Annotated in this window: 5 protein-coding genes and 1 pseudogene; 2 read left to right on the top strand and 4 right to left on the bottom strand. The window is 67.6% G+C overall.

What is annotated here, in order from left to right:
• A pseudogene (locus tag TSH20_RS29860) lies at positions 1–231 on the bottom strand (NAD(P)(+) transhydrogenase (Re/Si-specific) subunit alpha); the annotation flags it as partial.
• 385 nt (positions 232–616) lie between these two features.
• Between TSH20_RS29860 and TSH20_RS29855 the strand changes: the two are divergent.
• Entirely contained in the window at positions 617–865 is a 249-nt protein-coding gene (locus TSH20_RS29855) for a DUF2312 domain-containing protein (RefSeq protein WP_012973951.1), read from the top strand.
• Positions 866–916: 51 nt separating this feature from the next.
• On the opposite strand, the gene TSH20_RS29850 is transcribed toward TSH20_RS29855, so the two are convergent.
• Together TSH20_RS29850 and phoU are read right to left on the bottom strand one after the other, a co-directional pair.
• Positions 917–3163 carry an anthranilate synthase gene (locus tag TSH20_RS29850; RefSeq protein ID WP_109157546.1) on the bottom strand — a complete coding sequence of 749 codons (2247 nt, stop codon included), beginning with the start codon at positions 3161–3163 and terminating at the stop codon, positions 917–919.
• Between the two features lie 290 nt (positions 3164–3453).
• Positions 3454–4173 (bottom strand): phosphate signaling complex protein PhoU, encoded by a 720-nt coding sequence (gene phoU, locus TSH20_RS29845; protein WP_109157547.1) that lies wholly within the window; start codon positions 4171–4173, stop codon positions 3454–3456.
• A gap of 188 nt (positions 4174–4361) precedes the next feature.
• On the opposite strand from phoU, the gene TSH20_RS29840 reads away from it, so the two are divergent.
• Positions 4362–5675: a pentapeptide repeat-containing protein gene (locus TSH20_RS29840; RefSeq protein ID WP_109157548.1), complete on the top strand. Its 1314-nt coding sequence runs from the start codon at positions 4362–4364 to the stop codon at positions 5673–5675.
• A 69-nt stretch (positions 5676–5744) separates the two neighbouring features.
• Here the strand turns inward: TSH20_RS29840 and TSH20_RS29835 are convergent, their stop codons facing one another.
• Positions 5745–6260 carry a MarR family winged helix-turn-helix transcriptional regulator gene (locus TSH20_RS29835; protein WP_109157549.1) on the bottom strand — a complete coding sequence of 172 codons (516 nt, stop codon included), beginning with the start codon at positions 6258–6260 and terminating at the stop codon, positions 5745–5747.
• Positions 6261–6665 lie beyond the last annotated feature (405 nt).

Below are 6665 nucleotides of genomic sequence, written 5' to 3'. Positions count from 1 at the left end.
GGGGCGCTGCACCTTCAGCACGATGTCGGCATCGGCCAGCGCCGACGCCTCGTCGGCTGCAATCGCGGCCCCCGCCGCCTCATAGGCCGCGTCGGTGATGCTGGAACCGAGACCGGCCCCGCTCTCCACCACCACGTCCAGTCCCAAACCCTTCAGTTTCTTCACCGTTTCCGGTGAGGCGGCCACGCGAAGTTCGCCCGCACGTCGCTCCTTTGGAATGGCGACTTTCATTAGATAAAACTCCCCTGCCTCAGATACGCCGATCCCGGCATCCCCCATGGGTCATCGGCCCAGACGACGTGCATACATGCCGTATCCATGCGCCTTTGTGAAGCCGAACCCACCGATGGTAATACCAGCCTATTAGGTGCGCCGCAACAAAGGGAATGGCTGCTTAAGCCCATCGTACGATTGTTTCATACATTAAGACAAATCAGCCATGAGCTGTTCAAACTCCGGCGACGGTGACGCTTGTACGAAGGGATGGTCGCGACGCGATGACGCAGCCGGACCTCTGCCGTGCGTTCCCGCGGCGCATCGCCGGCTTGCCATTCCCCCCGCCCGCCGATATTGTCCCGCCCCGTTCCCGAACACCCCCATCGTTTGAGGTTTTGCCATGTCCGACGTCGGCGGCATCGCGGCGGATCGCCTGAAGTCCTTTGTCGAGCGCATCGAGCGTCTCGAAGAGGAAAAGCGCGGTCTGCAGGAAGACATCAAGGAAGTCTACGCCGAGGCGAAGGGCACCGGTTTCGACACCAAGATCATCCGGCAGATCATCCGCCTGCGGAAGATGGACAAGGCCGACCGCCAGGAGCAGGAAGCCATCCTGGAGCTCTACAAGGAAGCGCTGGGCATGGTGGAGTGACGGGTTTCCCCGTCACTCTTCCTCCATCGAAGTCACGCAGCGGCGGCCCCTTCAGGCCGCCGCTTCGCGTTCCGGCACCGCGCTGACGCGCCCGGCCAGCCGGTCCATCACATTGGCGACCAGCGCCAGCCCGGAACCGCCACCGGTGGCGCCGTCCAGGGTCAGGATCGATTCGGGATGGAACTGCACCGCGGCCAGCGGCAGCGTCCGGTGCTCGATCGCCATCACGGTGCCGTCTTCCGTCTCAGCGGTTACCCGCAGCTCCGGCGGCAGACTGTCGCGACGCGCCACCAGCGAATGGTAGCGCCCCGCCCGCATCCCCTGCGGCAGCCCCTCGAAAAGCCCGATAGGCAGCCCGCCACCCTGGTGACGCAGGAGTGAGGCCTTGCCGTGCATCGGCTCCGGCAGGCGCTCCAGTTCCGCACCGAAATGCTCGGCCATTCCTTGCAGCCCGAGGCAAACGCCGAACACCGGCACGCCGAGGTCGAGCGCCGCCTGCAGGCTGCCGCCGACATCGAAATCGGCCGGCCGCCCCGGCCCCGGCGACAGAACCAGCAGGTCGGGCGGGTCGCTGCGCAGGGCCGCCCGCGCGTGGGCATGGCGCAGCGTCGTCACGCTCGCCCCCGTCTGACGGAAATAGTCGGCCAGCGTGTGGACGAAGCTGTCGTCATGATCGACCAACAGCACCCGCCTGCCCTCCCCGCTTCGCTTCGCCCCGGCCTGGACCACCGACAGCCGCGGCCCAGCGCCCTCGCCACGCACCGCGTCGAGGAAGGCCGACGCCTTAAGCCGGCATTCGGCATCCTCCGCATCCGGATCGCTGTCCGACAGCAGGGTGGCGCCGGCGCGGACGAAGGCGATGCCGTCCTTCATGCGGATGGTGCGCAGGGTCAGCCCGGTGTCCATCCCACCGTCGAAGCCGATGCGGCCGAAGGCCCCGCCATACCAGCGGCGCGGCGACCGTTCGGTATCCTCCAGGAACTGCATGGCCCAGCGTTTCGGCGCGCCGGTCACGGTCACCGCCCACGTGTGGGTGAGGAAGGCGTCCAGCGCGTCGAAGCCGTCACGCAGCCGCCCTTCCACATGATCGACGGTATGGATCAGACGGGAATACAGCTCGATCATCCGCCGGCCGATGACGCGGACGGAACCGGGCTCGCACACCCGCGCCTTGTCGTTGCGGTCGACATCGGTGCACATGGTCAGCTCCGCCGCATCCTTGGCAGAGTTCAGCAGCGTCAGGATCTGCGATGCGTCGTCGAGCGCGTTGCCACCGCGCGCCACGGTGCCGGAGATCGGGCAGGTCTCGACCCGCCGGCCGCCGACGCGCACATACATCTCCGGGCTGGCGGCAACCAGGAACTCGCCGTCGCCCAGATTGATCAGCGCTTCATAGGGTGCCGGGTTGGCCGTGCGCAGGCGGCGGAAGATGGTGGCGGGGCTGTCGGCGCAGGGTTCGGCGAAAGTCTGGCCGGGGACCACCTCGAACAGGTCGCCGCGGTTGAAGGCCTCCTTCGCCGCCCGCACCACCTGCTGGTACTCGCCGGGGGCATGGTCGCACTCCGCGGCGGCGTTGGTGTCGGGACGATAAGCGTGCACCCGCCCGCCGCCGGCAAAGCCTTCCGTCGAGACGCCATCGACCACGAACTCGTAGGTGAAGCGGCGCGCTACCCCGGCGGCGTGATCGACCACCAGCAACCGGTCGGGCAGGTACAGCACGAGGTCGCGCTGGTCGTCCGGCCGCTCCAGCCGGCGCCGGATCGGCTCGAACTGGAAGGCGAGATCATATCCGAAGGCGCCATAGAGCCCCAGGAACGGCTCCTCCGGGCAGGCGAACAGCGCCATCAGCGCCCGCAGTACACTGAAGACGGAGGGCTGGCGGCTGCGCTCCTCCTCGGCGAAGACCCCGGCCGGGCGGCGCACCAGGGCGGTGACACGCCCGGCAGTCACCTCCAGCCCGATAAGCGCCCCGTGCCCATCCAGCGCGCGGGCCACGGCGGGCAGCAGCAGCCGACCGCGCGGGTTCAGCGCGTCGATGCGCACGGTCCGGCCGCGCGCGGTCACCGACAGCGGCGGATCGACAAAGCCCAGTGCCTGACGCCGGTAGCGGCCGGGTGCCTCCACCCCGCCGGACAGCAGCAGGCCGCGCCGCTCGTCGAGTACGGTGACGAGCGCATCGACCGACTCGGCAAGCGCCACCGGCTCGGCGGTGCGGCGCAGGCCGAGGCCACCGCCGGTCACTGCGGCGACGGGTTCGAGGAAGACGGGGTCGGCGAGGAACAGGTGGGACGGGATCATGACGGCGGTGCTCCGGTTCGGGCGTCTTTTCGGTGACGCCGCCCGGTGCTTCCGCCTGCCTGTCCGTTCTTCCGCTGGATGACCCGCTGTGTCGGGTCAGGAAAAAGGCCGCTCCGGATGCACCGGGCGGCCTTTTCTTCTCAATCCACGCTTACGCGCATTGCCAGGCCGGCCCGTGGGAGACGGGCCACCACCAATGCTGCGACAGGAGGGGCGAGGACATGTTCATGGCAGCAACCGCAACACAGGGCGGGGCCGCCTGTCAAGCATTCCCTATTGGGCACTCCCTGTTACGCCCGCGCCGGCGGCGGGGCGACGGCGTAGCTGCTGAGGTCCTCCTTGCGGCGCTCGTCGGACGGCAGGCGGCCCTTGACCAGGAAGCTGATGTTCTCCGCCACGTTGGTGGCGTGGTCGCCGATGCGTTCGATCGATTTGGCGGCGAACAGCAGATGGGTGCAGCCGGTGATCTGCGCCGGCGTCTCCATCATGTAGGTCAGGAATTCGCGGAACAGAGCGGTATAGGCGGCATCGACTTCCCCGTCGCAATCGCGGACGGCGGCGGCGAGGTCGGCATTCTGTTCGGTGTAGGCGCGGCGCATGTCGCTGATCATCGCCTGCACCATGCGGCCCATGCGAACCAGCGAGGCGACCGGCGGCGCCACCGGCAGGGTGGCCAGCGTGACCGCCCGCTTGGCGACCGATCCGGCGAAATCGCCCATCCGCTCCAGGTTCGAGGCGATCTTCAGCGCCGCGACGATCTCACGCAGGTCCTTCGCCATCGGCTGGCGCAGCGCCAGAAGGCGGACGGTCATCGCCTCCACCTCCATCTCCAGCCGGTCGATCTCGGCATCGCCCTTCAGCACCTCGCCCGCGATCCCGGCGTCGGGGCCGGCCAGCGAATCGAGCGCCAGCCCGACCTGCCGCTCCACCAGTTCGCCCATCCGGTCGATGGCGCTGCGCAGTGCCGCCAGTTCGGTGTCGAAAGCCGCAAGCGTGTGTCCACCCGACATGATCCCCAACTCCCCATTATGACTGGCCTGTTGCAGGCGGTGCTGCGCCCGACGCCCCGCAGATGGGGCCCGCCGCCGCCGTCGCCAAGCCGCCTCGGCACTGGAGGCGGCTTTAACCTTTGGCATAGATTATTTCCGGACACTGGTCTATCGATGGACCACGCAACCATGCAGACCGGGCAGGACCGATGACACCGCACGAGTTGGTTGCCGTGCTGGAAAAGCACGAGCGCTGGCTGAAGAACAAGTCGGGCGGTTCGCGCGCCAACCTGACCATGGCGAACATGGAAGGCTCGAACCTGTCCGGGGTGAACCTGGCGCAGGGCAAGCTGTCCGGCGCCAACCTGTCCCATTGCGACCTGTCAAACGCCAATCTCAGCACCGCCGACCTGTTCGCCGCCCATCTGACGAAGGCGGATCTGTCCGGCTGCAACCTGTACCGCGCCGACCTGCGCGGCGCCCACATGCGCGGCGCCAAGATGAAGCGCGCCATCCTTCGCGAAGCCGATCTGCGCGGTGGCGCCCTGCTCTATGGCGGGCAGGGGGGCAAGGGCGGCAAGGGGCTGGACTTCGTCCGCTCCGACCTGTCGGGAACCGATTTCGACGATGCGTCGCTGACCAACGCCAACCTGTCCGGCGCCGACCTGACCGACGTGTCGATGAACGGCGCCGATTGCGAGGGCGCGCTGCTGACCGGCGCCACGCTGATGCGCGCCAGCATGAAGAACTGCAATCTCGCCCGCGCCGACCTGCGCGGCAGCAACCTGTCCGGCGTGAACCTGCAGGGCGCGGTGCTGCGCGACGCCAATCTGACCGGCGCGATGCTGGCCGGCGCCAACCTGCGCAACGCCGATCTGCAGGGCGCGAAGCTGGAGGGCGCCGATCTGACCGGCGCCGACACCACCGGCGCCAATCTGGCGCGGTCGGCGGACAATTTCTCGGTCCAAATCCAGCAGGCGCTTCACAGCCACTACACCTGGATCAACACCAACGGCACGATGGGGGCACGGGCCGACCTGACCGGCGCCGACCTCAGCCACATCGACCTGACCGGCGTGAACCTGTCGGGCGCCAACCTGAAGCGGGCAAATCTCAGCGGCGCCAAGATGCGCGAGGCGCTGCTGATCATGTGCGACATCTCCGAAGCCGTGCTGGCCGGCGCCGATTTCAGCGCGGCGATCCTGGACGGCGCCAATCTGCGCGGCGCCGACATGGACGGTGTGCGGCTGGACGGGGCCGGAGTCGGCTGGGTCGACATCAAGGGGCCGGACGGCCAGCCGACCGGACGGCTGTGGGCGGCGAACCTGACCGGGGCGCGGCTGACCGGCAGTTCCTGCGTCCGCACCAACCTGCGCGGGGCCAACCTGTCGGACTGCGACTTCAGCAATGCCAACCTGACCGGGGCGATCCTGAGCGACGCCAACATCCGGGATGCGAAATTCTCCGGCGCCAATCTGACCGGCGCCAGCCTGCCGCCGCCGCCGGATCCGGATGACGACTGATCCGACGGCGTGTGATCTGGACGGCGATTGATCCGCCGTAGCGGCGACGGCCGTCTGCCGTCACCGGCGCTACTCTTCCTCGCTCTCGCGGGCGGCGGCGGAGGCGGCGTTCAGGTTGGCACCGACGCGGCGCAGCACGTCCAGCGTCACGTCCAGTTCCTCCGGCGCGATGCCGTCAATGGCGATCTGGGCGATCTCGGACGCGCTGGGCATCATCGTGTCGCGCAGGGCTCGGCCCTTGTCGGTCAGGAAGATGTTCATCTTGCGGCGGTCGTGGCTGTTGCGGACGCGCTGGACCAGCCCCTGCGCCTCCATCACGTTGACCGCGGTGACGGTGGTCGGCTCCATCATGCCGACGCGGTGGCTCAATTCCCGCTGGGTCAGGCCGTCCTCCTCCCACAGGGCGCGCAGGAAGAACCATTGCCCCATGCTGACCCCCGACCGCGCGATGCGCGTCTGCAGGGCGCGGGCGAAGGCGCGATTCACTTCCCGGACGACGAACGATAAAGCACCGTCGGCCGAACCGGCCTGGTCCTCCGACTCGCCGGGGCGTTCGGGCCCCCACCCCTTGACAGACGCCTCCATACCGACAATCTCTCTGCCGTCGTTCCCGTGCCCACAACCATCCACGCCGACCGGCGCCGACCGCCGGGCAGTCACCTGTCGAGGCGACGCTGCGGCATCGTGTCCGTCGGGTCCATGCCTGTCTGGTAACACCACCTTGACACGAAGGGGCATGGCTGCGTCATCCAATCATAACGTGTTGTGTGCAAAGCGCAAATCAATTGCGCGGTCTGCGATCACCGACATGCAATGATATGTCACCCCCGGCCCCGCCGAACACCGTCAGCATAAGCAGAACCTCTCATTCGATTCTTCTCATGGCCGCCTTGTGTCGCCTCCATCTTTTTGGCACGGCCAACGGACACCATATCCGCATATGATGATCGATATGATCATTGCCAATTGGATCGGTATTACTTGGCAGTT

The organism is Azospirillum sp. TSH20, from assembly GCF_003115935.1.
Lineage (GTDB): Bacteria > Pseudomonadota > Alphaproteobacteria > Azospirillales > Azospirillaceae > Azospirillum.
Note: the sequence above shows the minus strand (reverse complement) of the source record. Positions and strands in the feature narration are given on the sequence as shown.